This window comes from Streptomyces griseoluteus, from assembly GCF_004784465.1.
Classification (GTDB): Bacteria; Actinomycetota; Actinomycetes; order Streptomycetales; family Streptomycetaceae; genus Streptomyces; species Streptomyces griseoluteus.
In genome coordinates, this window is sequence record NZ_SRRU01000011.1 from 1 (window position 1) to 14,938 (window position 14,938).

General features: G+C 70.1%; 15 protein-coding genes, 1 tRNA gene and 2 pseudogenes. 12 read left to right on the forward strand and 6 right to left on the reverse strand.

Annotated elements, in window-relative coordinates; all coding sequences use genetic code 11:
* Positions 1 to 126, forward strand: a pseudogene (locus tag E5082_RS26560) (IS481 family transposase); the annotation flags it as partial.
* 135 nt (positions 127 to 261) lie between these two features.
* Positions 262 to 468 (forward strand): annotated as a pseudogene (locus E5082_RS26565) (IS5 family transposase); the annotation flags it as partial.
* 18 nt (positions 469 to 486) lie between these two features.
* On the opposite strand, the gene E5082_RS26570 reads toward E5082_RS26565, so the two are convergent.
* On the reverse strand, positions 487 to 984 hold the full coding sequence (locus E5082_RS26570) for a DUF1877 family protein (RefSeq protein WP_135793792.1): 498 nt from the start codon (positions 982 to 984) through the stop codon (positions 487 to 489).
* A 267-nt stretch (positions 985 to 1,251) separates the two neighbouring features.
* Between E5082_RS26570 and E5082_RS26575 the strand changes: the two genes are divergently transcribed.
* The 5 genes from E5082_RS26575 (at position 1,252) to E5082_RS26590 (ending at position 4,669) form a co-directional block, all read left to right on the forward strand.
* Entirely contained in the window at positions 1,252 to 1,785 is a 534-nt protein-coding gene (locus E5082_RS26575; protein WP_135793793.1) for an isochorismatase family protein, read from the forward strand.
* 119 nt (positions 1,786 to 1,904) lie between these two features.
* Complete coding sequence (locus E5082_RS26580) at positions 1,905 to 3,233, forward strand: OFA family MFS transporter (RefSeq protein WP_135793794.1); 1,329 nt, start codon at positions 1,905 to 1,907, stop codon at positions 3,231 to 3,233.
* A complete protein-coding gene (locus tag E5082_RS33500) occupies positions 3,208 to 3,336 on the forward strand; it encodes an MFS transporter small subunit (RefSeq protein WP_267881266.1) in 129 nt (42 codons plus the stop codon). The genes E5082_RS26580 and E5082_RS33500 overlap by 26 nt, the downstream gene beginning before the upstream one ends.
* A 188-nt stretch (positions 3,337 to 3,524) precedes the next feature.
* Positions 3,525 to 4,472 carry a beta-ketoacyl-ACP synthase III gene (locus E5082_RS26585; protein WP_135793795.1) on the forward strand — a complete coding sequence of 316 codons (948 nt, stop codon included), beginning with the start codon at positions 3,525 to 3,527 and terminating at the stop codon, positions 4,470 to 4,472.
* A gap of 109 nt (positions 4,473 to 4,581) precedes the next feature.
* Positions 4,582 to 4,669 (forward strand) — tRNA-Leu (locus tag E5082_RS26590).
* A gap of 192 nt (positions 4,670 to 4,861) precedes the next feature.
* On the opposite strand, the gene E5082_RS26595 is transcribed toward E5082_RS26590, so the two are convergent.
* Together E5082_RS26595 and E5082_RS26600 are read right to left on the reverse strand one after the other, a co-directional pair.
* Complete coding sequence (locus E5082_RS26595; protein WP_135793796.1) at positions 4,862 to 6,232, reverse strand: SMI1/KNR4 family protein; 1,371 nt, start codon at positions 6,230 to 6,232, stop codon at positions 4,862 to 4,864.
* Positions 6,233 to 6,374: 142 nt separating this feature from the next.
* Positions 6,375 to 7,481 (reverse strand): vWA domain-containing protein, encoded by a 1,107-nt coding sequence (locus E5082_RS26600; protein ID WP_135793797.1) that lies wholly within the window; start codon positions 7,479 to 7,481, stop codon positions 6,375 to 6,377.
* A gap of 698 nt (positions 7,482 to 8,179) precedes the next feature.
* Here E5082_RS26600 and E5082_RS26605 point away from each other — a divergent pair.
* The 5 genes from E5082_RS26605 (at position 8,180) to E5082_RS26625 (ending at position 11,678) form a co-directional block, all read left to right on the forward strand.
* On the forward strand, positions 8,180 to 9,640 hold the full coding sequence (locus E5082_RS26605) for a sensor histidine kinase (RefSeq protein WP_229918984.1): 1,461 nt from the start codon (positions 8,180 to 8,182) through the stop codon (positions 9,638 to 9,640).
* Between the two features lie 77 nt (positions 9,641 to 9,717).
* The gene (locus E5082_RS26610) at positions 9,718 to 10,110 is read left to right on the forward strand and encodes a roadblock/LC7 domain-containing protein (protein WP_135793799.1); all 393 of its coding nucleotides are present in this window, start codon (positions 9,718 to 9,720) and stop codon (positions 10,108 to 10,110) included.
* A 3-nt stretch (positions 10,111 to 10,113) separates the two neighbouring features.
* Positions 10,114 to 10,500, forward strand: a complete 387-nt coding sequence (locus tag E5082_RS26615; protein ID WP_135793800.1) for a DUF742 domain-containing protein — start codon at positions 10,114 to 10,116, stop codon at positions 10,498 to 10,500.
* Positions 10,478 to 11,101 (forward strand): GTP-binding protein, encoded by a 624-nt coding sequence (locus E5082_RS26620; RefSeq protein WP_135793801.1) that lies wholly within the window; start codon positions 10,478 to 10,480, stop codon positions 11,099 to 11,101. Before E5082_RS26615 ends, E5082_RS26620 begins: the two co-directional genes overlap by 23 nt.
* Complete coding sequence (locus tag E5082_RS26625) at positions 11,064 to 11,678, forward strand: GAF domain-containing protein (RefSeq protein WP_135793802.1); 615 nt, start codon at positions 11,064 to 11,066, stop codon at positions 11,676 to 11,678. Before E5082_RS26620 ends, E5082_RS26625 begins: the two co-directional genes overlap by 38 nt.
* An 803-nt stretch (positions 11,679 to 12,481) precedes the next feature.
* Here the strand turns inward: E5082_RS26625 and E5082_RS26630 are convergent.
* The 3 genes from E5082_RS26630 to E5082_RS26640 all read right to left on the reverse strand — a co-directional run bounded on the left by E5082_RS26630 (position 12,482) and on the right by E5082_RS26640 (position 14,555).
* The gene (locus tag E5082_RS26630; RefSeq protein WP_135793803.1) at positions 12,482 to 13,054 is read right to left on the reverse strand and encodes a hypothetical protein; all 573 of its coding nucleotides are present in this window, start codon (positions 13,052 to 13,054) and stop codon (positions 12,482 to 12,484) included.
* Between the two features lie 633 nt (positions 13,055 to 13,687).
* Positions 13,688 to 14,071 carry a peptidoglycan-binding domain-containing protein gene (locus E5082_RS26635; RefSeq protein WP_135793804.1) on the reverse strand — a complete coding sequence of 128 codons (384 nt, stop codon included), beginning with the start codon at positions 14,069 to 14,071 and terminating at the stop codon, positions 13,688 to 13,690.
* 109 nt (positions 14,072 to 14,180) lie between these two features.
* Positions 14,181 to 14,555 (reverse strand): peptidoglycan-binding domain-containing protein, encoded by a 375-nt coding sequence (locus E5082_RS26640; protein ID WP_135793805.1) that lies wholly within the window; start codon positions 14,553 to 14,555, stop codon positions 14,181 to 14,183.
* Positions 14,556 to 14,938 lie beyond the last annotated feature (383 nt).

Sequence of the window (14,938 nt, forward strand, 5' to 3'; positions counted from 1 at the left end):
AACACCGAGCGGACCCAAGCCCTGGCAGACTTCCTCCACACCTACAACCACCATCGCTGCCACACCGCACTGGGCGGACACCCGCCCATCAGCCGCGTCAACAACGCTGCGAGTCAATACACCTAGGCCGTGTACCGAAAGTGGATCTTGGGCTGCAAATGATCACTCCTCATGGGCCGGGGAGATCTCACGGACGAGCAGTGGGCGGTGCTGGAGCCGTTGCCGAAGGGTGCCAGGGCGGGGCGGCCGCCCGTCTGGCCTGCCGACCAGGCCCGCAACCGAAGGAAGCTCGGCTCCCGCGGCGGCCGTCCAGCGAACTTCGACCCGGAGGACTACAAGGCCCGGCACGCCGTCGAGTGCGGCTTCAACCGGCTGAAAGGGCACCGAGCCGTCGCCACCCGATACGACAAACTCGCTGTCCGCTACGAAGCGACAGTGCTGGTCGCCGCCACGAACGAGTGGCTGTGACCGGCACGCGACCGCGTCTCAAGCCCACACCGCCCTGACCACCGCATGGCCTGCTGCAGCCGCCCGCCCGTAGAACCCTTGGAGACCTCGGTGATAGTCAAGGAACTCCTGCCTGACCTGCGCCTCGTCCCAGCCGGCCCAGACGAGCTTGGCGCCGGCGACGTTCCACAGCTCGTCGAACGAGACACGTGCGAGGAAGCCTGCGGCCTGTGACACCCCAGGCGGCTCCAGAATCCCCAGGGGCGGGCCGGAGGGGTCGGCACCGGCGCTGTGTGCCACCGGCCGCCCGCCGTAAATCGGCAGCTCCCAGGAGTCGTCGGCATCCGCATCAAGGGCACCGGCAGCGGCATAGAGGTCATTGACGGAGCCCCAGACCTTGTCTATCGACTCGGCGATGCCCGCTGCGTACTCGTCGGGGTGGTTCTCCCAGGCCCCCCACATGAACGCTGCAAGCCACGTGTGGTCGTCCCGGATCTCGGATTCCGCGACGGCACGCATGTGCATGTGGATGCTCACGGCGACGAGTCCTCCCAGTTCGGCGGCCCGCCTGTCGGGCCGAACGGAGAGAACCTAGTCGACGGCACTGACGGCGCGGTGCCGCCCAGCTCTGCCAGGACGCGTTCCGGCACCCGAGTGCCGCGTGTCGTCGAGATCGACCAATGCCGACAAATAAACATCCGTACGGACTCCGTAACAGGCCCTACACGGCCGAACGCGTCTCGTTCACGGACCCGTTGGCCCGGATTTCCGGCACGGACAGCTCGCAAGGGTTAACGTTCCGTCATGACCGCAGCACCCGTACTCGACCCCCGCCGCACCGCCCTCGTCCTCGTCGACCTCATGGACCGCCTGGTCGCGTTGCCGCTGGAACCCCGCAAGGGCGCCGAAGTGCTCGCCGCCTCCGAGGAGTTGGCGAAGCGCTGCCGCGCCGGGGGCGCACTCGTCGTACTCGTCCGGGTCGAACGGCCCGCCGTCGCCGAACAGCCGCCCGGCAGCGGTCTCGTCGCCGGACTGCGCCACGAGGGCGACCTGGAGGTGGTCAAGCGGACCATCGGCGCGTTCCAGGGCACCGGGCTGGACGAGCGGCTGCGCGCCCGTGGCATCGACACCCTGGTCCTCGGCGGCATCGCCACCAACCTGGGCGTGGAGTCCACCGCCCGCGCCGCCGCCGACCTGGGCTACGAACTGGTCTTCGTGGAGGACGCGATGGCCGCGTTCACGGCTGCGGAGCACGAGGCGTCGGTACGGCTGGACTTCCCCCGCCTCGGCACCGTCACCACCGTCGGACGGCTGGGCTTCGAGGCCGTACTGCACTGAGGGCTTTCCGGCCACCAGCACCTGCCACCGACCGCCCGACGCACGGAGCCGACCGTTCACCGCAAACGCCCCGCGCCCCGTCTTCTCAACCCACCCGCCCCGACCTACCGTCCGGCCACATGAGCAGCCCCCCTGTCGCGCCCCCGGGCTGGAGCCGCTGGCTCGTACCGCCCGCCGCGCTCTCCGTCCACCTCTCCATCGGCCAGGCGTACGCCTGGAGCGTGTTCAAGCCACCCCTGGAATCCGCGCTGCACCTCGACGGCACCCAGAGTGCGCTGCCGTTCCAGCTGGCGATCGTGATGCTCGGGCTGTCGGCCGCGTTCGGCGGCACCCTCGTCGAGCGCAACGGCCCGCGCTGGGCGATGACCGTGGCCCTGGTCTGTTTCTCCTCCGGGTTCCTGATCTCCGCGCTCGGCGCCCAGACCCAGCAGTACTGGCTGATCGTCCTCGGGTACGGGTTCGTCGGCGGCATCGGCCTCGGCATCGGCTACATCTCGCCCGTCTCCACCCTGATGAAGTGGTTCCCGGACCGGCCCGGCATGGCCACCGGCATCGCCATCATGGGCTTCGGCGGCGGCGCGTTGATCGCCTCGCCGTGGTCGGCCCAGATGCTGGAGTCCTTCGGCACGGACCACTCCGGCATCGCGCTGGCGTTCCTGGTGCACGGCCTGGCGTACGCCGTGTTCATGACCCTGGGGGTACTGCTGGTCCGGGTGCCACGGCCGGACGGACGTACGGAGAGCGCCACGGGTGCGGCCGGCGGCGTCCAGGTATCGGCCCGCAGCGCCCTGCGCACCCCGCAGTTCTGGTGCCTGTGGGTCGTGCTCTGCACCAACGTCACGGCGGGGATCGGCATCCTGGAGAAGGCCGCGCCGATGATCACGGACTTCTTCGCGGACAGCTCCACGCCGGTCTCCGTCTCGGCGGCGGCCGGGTTCGTCGCGCTGCTGTCGGCGGCCAACATGGCGGGCCGGATCGGCTGGTCCTCCACCTCCGACCTCATCGGCCGCAAGAACATCTACCGGGTCTACCTGGGCGTCGGCGCGCTGATGTACCTGCTCCTCGCCCTGTTCGGGGACACCTCCAAGCCGCTCTTCGTGCTGTGCGCGCTGGTCGTCCTCTCCTTCTACGGCGGCGGCTTCGCCACGGTCCCGGCCTATCTGAAGGACCTCTTCGGCACGTACCAGGTCGGCGCCATCCACGGCCGGCTGCTCACCGCCTGGTCCACCGCGGGTGTACTCGGACCGCTGATCGTCAACTGGATCGCCGACCGGCAGGAAGCCGCGGGGAAGGACGGGCCCGCGCTGTACGGGCTCTCCTTCTCGATCATGATCGGCCTGCTCCTCGTCGGTTTCGTCGCCAACGAACTCATCCGCCCCGTCCACACCCGTCACCACGTCCCCGCCCCGAAGGAGGCCCCCGATGCCCAGCGAGAGCAGCCCGCCTGACCGGCGCGCCCTGATCGCCCTCTCCTGGCTCTGGGTGGGCGCGCCGCTCGCCTACGGCCTGTACGAACTGGTGCGGAAGGCGACGCAGCTCTTCACGGGGTGATGCGCCGGGCGCCCGTCCGTGCGGGCGGGACGCCGAGCGCGTGAGCGGAAGACGGACGTACGGGGGGCTGCGTGAAGCCGACAACAGGGGTGCCCGATTCCTGTGGCTTCACGTACCCCCGTACCCGTGAGTCACTGCGCAGACTGGAGAGTCCCGCCACCCACGGCAGCAACGAGGGGACCCCCGACATGCACGGCTCGCGTATCGCCGCGATCGGCCACTACCAGCCCGCCAAGGTGCTCACCAACGAGGACCTGGCGCGCATGGTCGACACCAGCGACGAGTGGATCACCAGCCGGGTCGGCATCCGCACCCGGCACATCGCGGGCCCCGACGAGCCGGTGGACGAGCTGGCCGCGCACGCCGCCGCCAAGGCCCTGGCCGCGGCCGGGCTCACCCCCGGCGACATCGACCTGGTGCTGGTCGCCACCTCCACGGCGATCGACCGCTCCCCGAACACCGCCGCGCGGGTCGCGGCCCGCCTGGGCATCCCCGAGCCCGCCGCGATGGACGTCAACGTGGTGTGCGCCGGCTTCACCCACGCGCTGGCCACCGCCGACCACACGGTACGGGCGGGCGCCGCGACGCGGGCGCTGGTGATCGGTGCGGACAAGATGTCCGAGGTCACCGACTGGACCGACCGCTCCACCTGCGTGCTGGTCGGCGACGGCGCGGGCGCGGCGGTGGTCGAGGCGTGTGCGCCCAGGGAACAGGCGGGGATCGGGCCGGTGCTGTGGGGTTCGGTGCCGGAGATGGGCAACGCGGTACGGATCGAGGGCACGCCGCCGAGGTTCGCGCAGGAGGGGCAGAGCGTGTACCGCTGGGCCACCACCCAGCTTCCGCAGATCGCCCGGCGGGCCTGCGAGAAGGCGGGCGTCGAGCCGGCCGACCTCGCGGCGGTCGTCCTGCACCAGGCCAACCTGCGGATCATCGAGCCGCTGGCGCAGAAGATCGGCGCGGTGAACGCGGTCGTCGCCCGCGACGTCACCGAGTCCGGCAACACCTCCGCCGCGAGCATCCCGCTCGCCCTCTCCAAGCTGATCGAACAGGGCAGCGTCCGCACCGGCGACCCGGCCCTCCTCTTCGGCTTCGGCGGCAACCTCTCCTACGCCGGCCAGGTGATCCGCTGTCCGTGACCCAGGGGTGGCCGAAGGCACGGATACGCAGGTGAAAGGCGCTCCGAAACCTTGGTATTGTTGTCCATGTCGCCGCGGGGAACACCCCCGGCCGGGTGACAGACACCTTGTCCGGGTGGCGGAATGGCAGACGCGCTAGCTTGAGGTGCTAGTGCCCTTTATCGGGCGTGGGGGTTCAAGTCCCCCCTCGGACACCACGAAGCTGGACAATACGTTTTCGAGGGCCTCGACCTGACGGTCGCGGCCCTCGGGGCGTTTCGGGGCCGTCCACCCAGCGGCCGGGAACCCGGAGCCGGTACAGGCCCCCGGTCAACCCGGGGTGGGGCCCCACTGGCTCGACGCGACCGGGAGGACCGTCGCACGGCGGCCTCCCCCGTCGGCGAGGTGACTCATGAGGCCGTTCCCTCCAGCACGGTGATGCCTGTGATGAGCGGCCGACCGTACAGGGCGAGGATCTCGTTGGCGAGGGCGATGGTCTGCAACGGGTTGTCCCGTTGCCGGTGGGCCTCGATGCCTGCTGCGAGGAGCCCGGTGGGCACAGCCTCCGCATCGAGGAGGACGCGCCACTCCGCGGGCGGGAGCTGAAGATACTCGAGGTGGGTGAGCCGGGAGATCTCACAGGGATCGGCGAGCGTACCGGGATAGGCGCAGAGGGTCCGCAGGCGCGGCAGGCCGAAGACGGGGGCGAGGCTGAGGGGCTCCTTCTCCCACACCCCGATGCTGAGGACCTCCAGGCCGGCATGGGCGGCGGCCTCGACGCTGGGGAGGGAGGCGCGATTGACGTGGGCGACAAGTGGCGGCCGTTCGGCCCTTCGGACGGGCCGCCCGTCGAAGTGACGGTGGACGACCATGTCGGTGAGGGAATCGGCGACCAGCCCGGCGCCGACGTTCTCCTCGTGGCCGATGATGACCACTTGCCCGACGTGCCCCTGCGGACCCGGCGTGAGGTCGACGGCGATACGGTCCCCGCCGCCGTTGTCACCGAAGACGATCCAGCCCGGCGATCCGACGAGCCCCTGCACGGCGTCCTCCGGCCCCGTCTCGACCGCCTCCATGGCGCCGAACCGCCACAGCACGTGCCGGGAAGCCGCGTCGGCGACGTACACCTCGTCGAGGGGGAAAAACTCGCAGCCGATGGTGTCGTACGGCTCCCGGTAGTCGTCCCAGTCCTGGTACCGGCCCCGGACAATCCGGTACAGGGCCCTCAGCTCGGCAGGCAGCGGCACGCCCAGGCGCGCCTCGGCCGCCGCGATCTCCTCCTCGGAGGCGCCCACCGCGTCCGGGAGCCGTTCCCGAAGAGTGCGCTGCAGCAGTCCCACATCCGCGGATGGAGCCGGTACCGCACCCGGCACCGGATCGGGCCGGCGGCGCACCGGCTCGGGCAGTGCCCCGTCCGCGAGGAGCAGCGTGCCCGGGTGCGCGGTCGCGACACCCGGCTCCGCGGAAGAGCCCGAACTGATCAGATGCAGCCGCACACCGCCAGGAGCGGAAGACGCCTCCACGACGAAGGAGACACCCTTGCTCCCGCTCTCCTGGAGCGCGTCGACGATCCGGCCCACGGCGTCGAACTGATCCTGGTTGTCGGAGACTTGTGAGGCGCGCCCCGGCTGCGGCGGCCGGTACGGCAGCGGAACACTCCATGCCCCGGGACTGATCTGTCCCGCCACATGCCCGCCGGGCGCGGAGAGCGTCTCCGCGTGGGCGGCGTGCAGGAGACGCAGCAAAGGTTGCCAGGTGGTGAAGTCATGGAGCGAGGGCACGAGAAGACCTCCTGAAGGTGTGCTCGCCGATTTTGGATCATGGGTCGGGCGCCGGCAACACGGGGTGTCCACCGGGCGGAAGCGGTACGCGGCGGTCGGGGTGTCGGCGCCGGGCCGGAACGCGGCTCGGCCGTCGGACCGGCTACAGCAGGACGAGCAGCCTGGTCCCCGGCACCAGCTTCCGGTTGACGGAGGTGGACTGGACGAACACGGTGTAGGCCTCGTTGCTCCCCGGCGTCACGGTGACCTCCGTCGACGGCAGGCCAAGGAGCTGCCGGGCGGCGGGACCTGTGAACACCTTCCCGGTCGTCCGGCCGGTGGCCGGGTCCTTCTCCGCCACGGCGATCTGCTTGTTGGCCTGGATCTTCTCGCGCTTGGACAGCTCGTAGAAGGCGCAGCCGGTCTTGTACGGATGTCCGGCGCTGGTGACGAAGTCGCGGATGGACGTCCGCCCGTCCACCGGGATCAGGACGTACTTGCCGGCGTCCAGGGCCCGGAGGCTGGACTTCACGTCCGCCGCGCTGAGGTCCTGGCCCATCGCGAAGAGGTCCCTGGTGCCGCGCACGCCCTGCTCGCGGTCCCGCAGGAACTTCGTGGCGGCCGTCTTGACGACGCCGATCGCCTCCTCGACGCCCTGGTCCGAGTCCGCGTCCCAGATCGAGATGTTGCCTGTCGGGAAGCCGTACTGCTGGGCGGTGCGCTTGGCCAGGGAGTTCGGCACCATGATGGCCGAGGTCCAGTGGTCCGGCAGGTTGTCCATCTTGTCCGCGATCCTGCTCCGCCACTTGTCCAGGACGGTACGGCCGTCGGGAAGGTGGTCGTGGCGCGCGCCCGTCGTGTCGGCGCCGGAGGCGTTCTCCTCGCCGTCGGTGACGACGACCTGGAGGAAGCTGTGCTCGCCGTACTCCTCCCATATGTGGCCGAGGTCGTCGAGCGCCTTCACCGACGCCTGGATCAGTGCCGTCGCGCCGTTCTCGACGGTGTACAGGCCCCGCATGGACGGCAGGTGCTTGACGTCCATGTCCCACACCAGGTTCTCGACCAGGTGGTCGAAGGCGTAGAGGCTGATCCGGGTCTCGTGGCCCAGCCGGTCGGACTCCTCCTTCAGCCCCTTCACGAACTCGTCCACCACGCGGACGAGTTGCTCCGAGTGGTCTCGCATCGAGCCGGACTTGTCGATGACGAGAGCGACGTGGTTCACGAAGTGTTTCTTGAGCCGGTCCTTCACCGTAGCGCTCATCGTGTCCATCCCCTTCCCATGGTGCCCCCCGGACCACAACGGCGCCTTGCGGAGACACGGCCTCCAGGCGCGGACCTGTCCGTCGCCGTTCGGCCCGTCAATGTCCCCGAGCGTCACGGGGACCCGGCCGCGAAAAGCTGTCAGGGGAGGCCCCCAACGCCCTTTTCGGCAGGCAGACGTCTCCTGCCGAGGGTGAACCCCGGCAGGACTCTGGTCCGTCCAGATGATGGCTCCACCTTATGGAGGAGCACTGACAACACATGCTGAGCTGTGGTTCAGCGCGACACCCGCTGGGAGATCACCGGCGGTGGGGAACATGTTCGCCGAGCCTGCTGGGCACGACGATCGAGGAGGCCCTCGCCGCGGCACCCGACTGGGGCGAGCGCCGCGTGCCGCGCCGCCCGACCCGCCTCGGCGAAGGCGTCCCGGACCCTCGACCACGTCTGTGGGCAAGTCCTGGCCGATGGTGGCCGGGCCGGGTTCCGTGCTCAGGGTGTGAAGAAAAGGACAACGGTTCGATCTCTGTCGGTGCCAGAGGGTGACACCGGAGTCTCGGTGCGCGGTAACGTGCGCGCCCGGCCTGATCATCACACCGTCCAGGGACTGTTATGCCCGATCCATTCACGCCGCCGGACGACCGGCCGCCAGCGCCCGTGACCGCCCGTGTGACGGCCGAGTCGCGAGCCGGGTCCCTGAGGCGGCGTCAGATGTTGTGGTCCGTGCTGCCACCGGGCGTGGTCGCCGTGGCCGGTGCGGTGGCCACCGCGCTGGTCAGTGACGGCCACCTGGACCGGACGGACCAGGTGGCGATGTCCGGCAGCGTCGTCCTGATCGGCGCCATCGCGGCAGGAATCGCGGGTGTAAGGGCTTCGGCCGAGGCACGAGCAGTCACCAAGCACTGGACGGAGCTGTCCCGTGCGGCCGACCGGGACCGTGCCGAGCTGGCCGAGCTGATCCGTACCACGGCCGAGGGCAGAGCCGAACTGCAGTCGCTGCTCCGTCGGCTGAGGGCCGGGGAGCCCCCTGTGCGGCGACAGCCGGAACTGCCCCCGCAGACCGGCCCGGACCAGCTCGCCCGACTGGGATTCGAGATCGCTGCGGCCCGGCACGAGGCGGAGGCAGCCGTGCTGGAGACCGCCGCCGGTGCGCTCGGTGCGGAACACAGTGCCCGGCTGGAGCAGTTCGAGGTGTTCGCCAACCTGGCGCGTCGACTCGAGTCACTGGTGCACCGCGAGATAGGGCTGCTGGACAGCCTGGAGAACGAGGTCGAGGATCCCGACCTGCTCAAGGGTCTGTTCCGGGTGGACCATCTGTCCACCCGGATCCGCCGCTACGCCGAGAACCTGGCCGTGCTCGGCGGTGCGAACACCCACCGCCAGTGGACCCGTCCCGTCGGCCTGACCGACGTGCTGCGTTCCGCCGTCGCCGAGATCGACCAGTATGCCCGGGTCAAGCTGGTCCCGCCCATCGACGGAACGGTCAGCGGCCACGCCGTGGTCGACGTCGTCCATCTGCTGGCCGAGCTGCTGGAGAACGCGACGGTCTTCTCACCACCCCAGACGACCGTGCACGTGCGGGTCGAGCCCGTCGCTGCCGGGGTGGCGATCGAGGTCGAAGACCGAGGCCTGGGCATGTCAGCGGCCGAGCGCAGCCAGATGAACACGGTGTTGGGCGCACCCGGCGAGGTCGCCCTCGGCGAGCTGCTGCAGGACGGCCGGATCGGCCTGTACGTGGTCTCGCTCCTGGCCCAGCGGCATGACATCGCCGTGCAGTTGCAGAGCAACGTATACGGCGGCACTCAGGCCGTCATGGTGTTGCCCACGGCCCTGCTCGGCCCGCAGCCGGCAGCGCCCGAGCACCCCGCTGTCGCGACCCCTGACGCGGTGCCGGACGACCCGGTGGAGACCGAGGCGACGGACCCCCCGGCGACAGTGATGACCGCCGTCGCGGATCCGCTCGTGTCAGGCTCCGAACCGCAGCCCGCCCCGGTGCCCTCCGAGGGCGAGGACGACCGTCCGCGGCTGCCTCAGAGACGTCGGGACCACGCCGCCGAACAGCCGCGCCCGGTGCCCAGCGCCGGCAGTTCCGAGGACGTCGCACACGACCCGGGCCTGATGGCCGCGTTCCAGACCGGACTGCGCAGGGCCGAGGAAGCGGAGACGCCCTGACACCCGAGGGCCGCCCTGAGGGCCCCGGGGCCCCGTCCAACGAGCCATTTCCTTCTGCCGAAAGAGGAGTACAGATCGTGGGGAGCGAAGACCTTTCCTGGCTGTTGACAGGTCTGGTGAACCGAGTGCCGCACACCCGAAGCGCCTTGTTGCTGTCCTCGGACGGACTGGTGAAGGCAGCGGAGGGGCTCGACACGGACGCCGCCGACCAGTTGGCCGCGCTGGCCAGTGGGCTGTACTCGTTGGCGCGCAGCGCGGGCCGGCACTTCGACGACGGCGGCGACGTGCGACAGATAGTGACGGAGCTCAGCAACTCGTTGCTGTTCGTCTCGACCGCCGGGCCCGGCGCGGTGCTGGCGGTGCTGGCCGGACGCGAGGCGGACGCGGCGGTGCTGGGCTACGAGATGGGCATGATGGTGAAGAGCGTGCGCCCGCACCTGGCCACGCCGCCTCGGCACGTGGCGGGGTAACCGATGACGCCGGTCCTCCCCGACGGACCGTTGACCAGCGAAGCCGTCGGGCGACTGGTCCGTCCCTACACCGTGAGCGACGGCCGGACCAGGGCCACGTCCCACTTCACGCTCGTGACCGTGGTGCGGGCCACGGGTGCCCAGACGCAGGGCACCTTCGGCCTGGAGCACGCGCAGGTGCTGTCGCTGTGCGAGAGCCCTGTGAGCGTCGCCGAGGTCGCGGCCCGGATGCAGGTGCCGGCCGCCGTGGTCAAGGTGCTGCTGTCCGATCTGGCCGAGGGTGGCGCGGTGGTCGCAGGCCACGCGCCCCCGCCCTCCGCGGACCACTACGCACTACCTGATCGAGACCTCCTGGAAACGGTACGCGATGCCCTCCTCAAACGACTGTGACCCGCTGCGCGCCGAAGCCCTGCCGGTGGGAATCAAGGTGCTCGTCGCCGGCGGGTTCGGCGTGGGAAAGACCACCTTCGTCAACGCTCTCAGCGAGATCGAGCCGCTGAGCACCGAGGAGATGCTGACCGCCGTCAGCGCGGCCACGGACCGACTGGACGGAGTGGAGAACAAGGCCACCACCACCGTGGCCCTGGACTTCGGCCGGATCACCCTCGGTTCCTCCCACGTCCTTTATCTGTTCGGCACCCCCGGACAGGAGCGCTTCTGGTTCATGTGGGACGAACTCTCCGAGGGGGCCCTCGGGGCGGTGGTCCTCGCCGACACCCGCAGGCTGGATCACTCCTTCGCGGCGGTGGACTTCTTCGAGCGGCGCGGCATCCCCTTCGTCGTCGCCGTCAACGAGTTCGACGGCGCGCACCGCTACCACGCGGAGGAGGTGCGGGCCGCGCTCGACCTCAGGCAGGAGGTGCCGGTGGCGCTGTGCGACGCCCGCGTCCAGAGCTCGGGCATCCGTGTGCTGCTCGAACTGATCCAGCACCTGATCACGACAAGGAGTTCCCATGGCAGCGACACCGCCCCACCCCTCCTCCGGGCCTGAGTCCGGGATCGCCGTGCGCCATCTGCTCCTCCCCCCGGAGGACCCACAGGTGCGTACCCGATCCGAGCGGCTGCGCGCGCTGGGCATCGAAGCCCGGCCGGATGCGGAACTCGACGCCTTCGCACGGGAGCTGGCACAGCGCACCGGCGGCTGCTATGCCGGGGTCAACTTCTTCCTCGACGCCGACCGCCAGTACTTCGCAGGGTTGTACAGCACCGCACAGGACACCCCGGTGCAGGTGGGACAGCCGTTGCTTCAGGACCCGGTGCCCGGCCGCGTCATGCCCCGCGACATCGACATGGGCATCTGCCCGCACGTGGTCAAGCGTCGCCGGGCGCTGGTGCTGGAGGACATCCGGGATTTCCCGCGGTTCGCCGGAAACCACGTCGTCGACGCGATCGGCATCCACTCCTACCTGGGCGCACCGCTGATAGACAGCACCGGCGTGGTGCTCGGCACCATCTGCGTAGTCGACCAGGACCCGCAACCCTGGGGGCGTAAGGGGCTGGAAACCATCAAGGCCATGGCTGCGGAACTGGTCGAACGGCTCGAGGAGTCGGCGCGCCGTCGCAGCTGACCGGCGCCGCCGGACTCGCACGACCCATCCATGGTCTGTGAGCGGCGAGTTGGGGGGAACGGCCGTCGACCCAGCCCTGGCTGGCCCTGCTGACTCAGCCGAGCTGGGGCTACCGCACCGGGAGTGATGCGGTGCTTGTCCGAGGACGGAACCTGAGACTCGCGCCGGGAGCGAAAGGCTCGAGGACCGGGGTTCCCCGGGAAGCCCGCGGGCAACTACTCCGCCATGGGGAGCCGGAGGCGACGACGAAAGGGACTCAGCCGGTGAGGCGGACGCGACCGCCGACGTGGCCACCTCTCCGTCCCCACCTGGTGAGGCGGCCTGGGAAGGGCACGTCGGCCTGATGCGCCAAGCCCTCGCCCGGGCGACCCGCTTTTCGTCGACCCGCCGCCCTTTCCCGCGGCGCCCGGCCGTGGGAAGCCTTAGGCTCCGCCGGACAACGTCGGGCGGTGCGGCAGGAGATAGCCCGCGGCCCAGTACGGCTCGTGCGCGCCGCCTCCCGTCACGCGGCAGCCTTCTCCACCAGGCGGATGCTCATGTCACACTTCACCCGTTTGCGGACCGGGAAAGCGCCGGGCACACATCCGGGGGCGGCGCACTGAGAACCCACACCGACCGGCGTAAAGCCGCAGGTGGGGCTGGTTGTGAAGGCGCGGGACGGCCGCGCGGGCACCGGATGCCGTGCACCCGGCATCCGGCACCGGCGGGGCGGGGTGGAGGTGACCGCCACTCACCTGGGTCAAACTGGGACCCCGGCCCGATTCCAGCGGGCCGGGGCTTCACAGTATGGGTTCGGCTACGGCCTAGTAGTCGTCGTGGTGACGCTTGACCACCCGGAAGCTGGCCACCACACCCTCGTCGATGTCGATACCCTTGATCCAGCCCGGGTGCACCCCGTAGCTGGAGCTGTGCGGGCCGACGGTGGCGATGGGAGCGCCGTTGTCGCAGACGGCCCCGCGGAAGACCTCGACAGCCTTACGGCTTTCGTTGCGGATGTTCAGGGACTTCGCGCCCAGGCCGCTGACCACGGTGATGCAGTCACCGGGGTGCGTGGAGTACGAGCGCTCGTTGATCTGGATGCGGCCCTTGTAGTCGCCCTTGCCCCCGTTGTCGTTGTCGTCGTCGTCGTCGTCCCGGTCGTTGCCCTCGTTGCCCTTGCTGTAGTTGCCCTCATTGCCCTTGCTGGTGCTGCCCGCGTTGCCCTTGCTGGGTCCGCTCTGCCCGCTGCCGCCGGTTGTGGCGGCAACGGCGGCAACGGCGGCCGGGGCCTCCTGGGGCGCCGAAGCGGAGGCGGCCGAGGCGTACGTGATACCGGTCGCGGCCAAAGCGGCGGCAGCCGACACAGCGGCGGTGGCCAGGGTCAAACGAAGCTTCATCTCACGATCTCCTGTCGCACAGAGGGGCGCCGGCCCGTCGGACCGGCTCGTGGATGAACTTACCTACAGTCGACATGACCGGCATATCGAAAGATGGGGGATTTAGCTCCGAACAGGGTATTCTGAGATCTTTTCTCTAGACTGACGGAACATCACATCAGTTAGCCAGGGGGTGGATTGACTTACTATTAGGCTTTCCGGGTGACATTCTGACGCCTCTTCACTCCCGTAATCACGGCGCGTCGCTGCGGACCCGATGAACTGAGCCGTGTTAAGAGCGGGCAGCGCGGAGCCCGCTGCGCGGTACGGCGTCGGGGGCGTGTGGCGGTTTTCCCGTCCTCACGCGCCCCGAATCGCTCACCCAAGCCGCGCGCCAGTGGACCGCCGACCACGCCAGCGCGTTCACGGAGGGCCCGTGACCAACCACCGCTCGCCCTGCAACGGCTTGGGGCCGTTCCAGCGCGAGCGGGGAGCAGCGGTGCAGGCGGAATGCGACATGGGAGACCGCAGGACCATCCCCGCAGGCGCGAGGACGACGCACCCGGCCGGCCCACCGGGGCCCACGCGTGCCGCGGGTCCGCGGTGCCCGGCGTCCCCGCCCGGCACCGCCGTCCCGCTTGCGCAGGGTCGGCCTCAGGGATGTGATCCGTGGGGCACGTAGGCCTTGCAGTAGTTGCTGTAGTAGCCGTCTTCCATGACCACCCAGAAGCCGGTGCTCTTGCCCACCACGCTGTCGGCGTGCAGGCCGTGCTTGCCCTGGTACCAGGCCACCCAGTCGGCGGTGCTCGTGCCGAACACGGCGTCCTCGGCGAGCGGGCCGCTCTTCTTGCCGTAGGTGCTCTCGTAGTAGAGGTTCACGGCGTGCTGGACGCACCAGACACCGTGCCCGGTGTCCCCCTTGGCGATGGTGCTGGGCGGCGTCGCCGCCGCGGCGGCCGGGGCGAGCAGGGAGCCCACACCGAGGGCAGCGGTTGCCGCGAGGAGGCCGGCCCGCGCGCTGACGGTCCTGATCCGCATTTCGCGTTCCTTTCGTGAGTGCTGGGGGCGGCGCGGACCGGTGGTCGTCCACGAGTTCCGCGCCGCCCTTGCTGGGTCGATGTGCCTGGTCTGTCCTGTGCCCTGGGCGTCAGTTGTGCGGCACGTAGGACTTGCAGTAATTGCCGTAGTAGCCGTCGTCGATGATCACGTAGTGGCCGGTGTTCTTGCCGACGATGCTGTCGGCGTGGACGCCGTGCTTGCCCTGGTACCAGGCCACCCAGTCGGCGGTGCTCGTGCCGAAGGCCGCGTCCTCGGCGAGCGGGCCGCTCTTCTTGTTGTAATACGTCTTGTAGTAGTTGTTCACGGCGTGCTGGACGCACCAGACACCGTGCCCGGTGTCCCCCTTGGCGATGGTGCTGGGGGGCGTCGCCGCCGCGGCGGCCGGGGCGAGCAGGGAGCCCACACCGAGGGCAGCGGTTGCCGCGAGGAGGCCGGCCCGCGCACTGACGGTCTTGATCCGCATCTCGTGTTCCTTTCGTGAGTGATGGAGGCGGCGCGGGGTGGACCGCGCCGCCCGATGTGCATCACCGAGATTGCTGGACCTTCCCGATCCCCGGACAGCGATCGCGGCCGACTGAGGCATTGATGGGACGTCCCATGCTCTGACCTGCTGGGACGTCGCCCGGCAGGACGCGGCGCCGGGACATCCGCAGGCCGGGTGGGCGGCGAGAAGCCCGTGCTGGCACGCTGATGTCGACGAAACGGCCAGGCGCTACGCCGCTGCGGCCCGCGGCGGGGCGTCAACGCGGCGCCGCCCATCGCCTGGTCCGGCAGCCGGCGCCTTACTCGGCCACCGGGCCAGGGACACCGGCTCGGTTCCCGCGCCGCCGACGTGAGCCGGCTGTC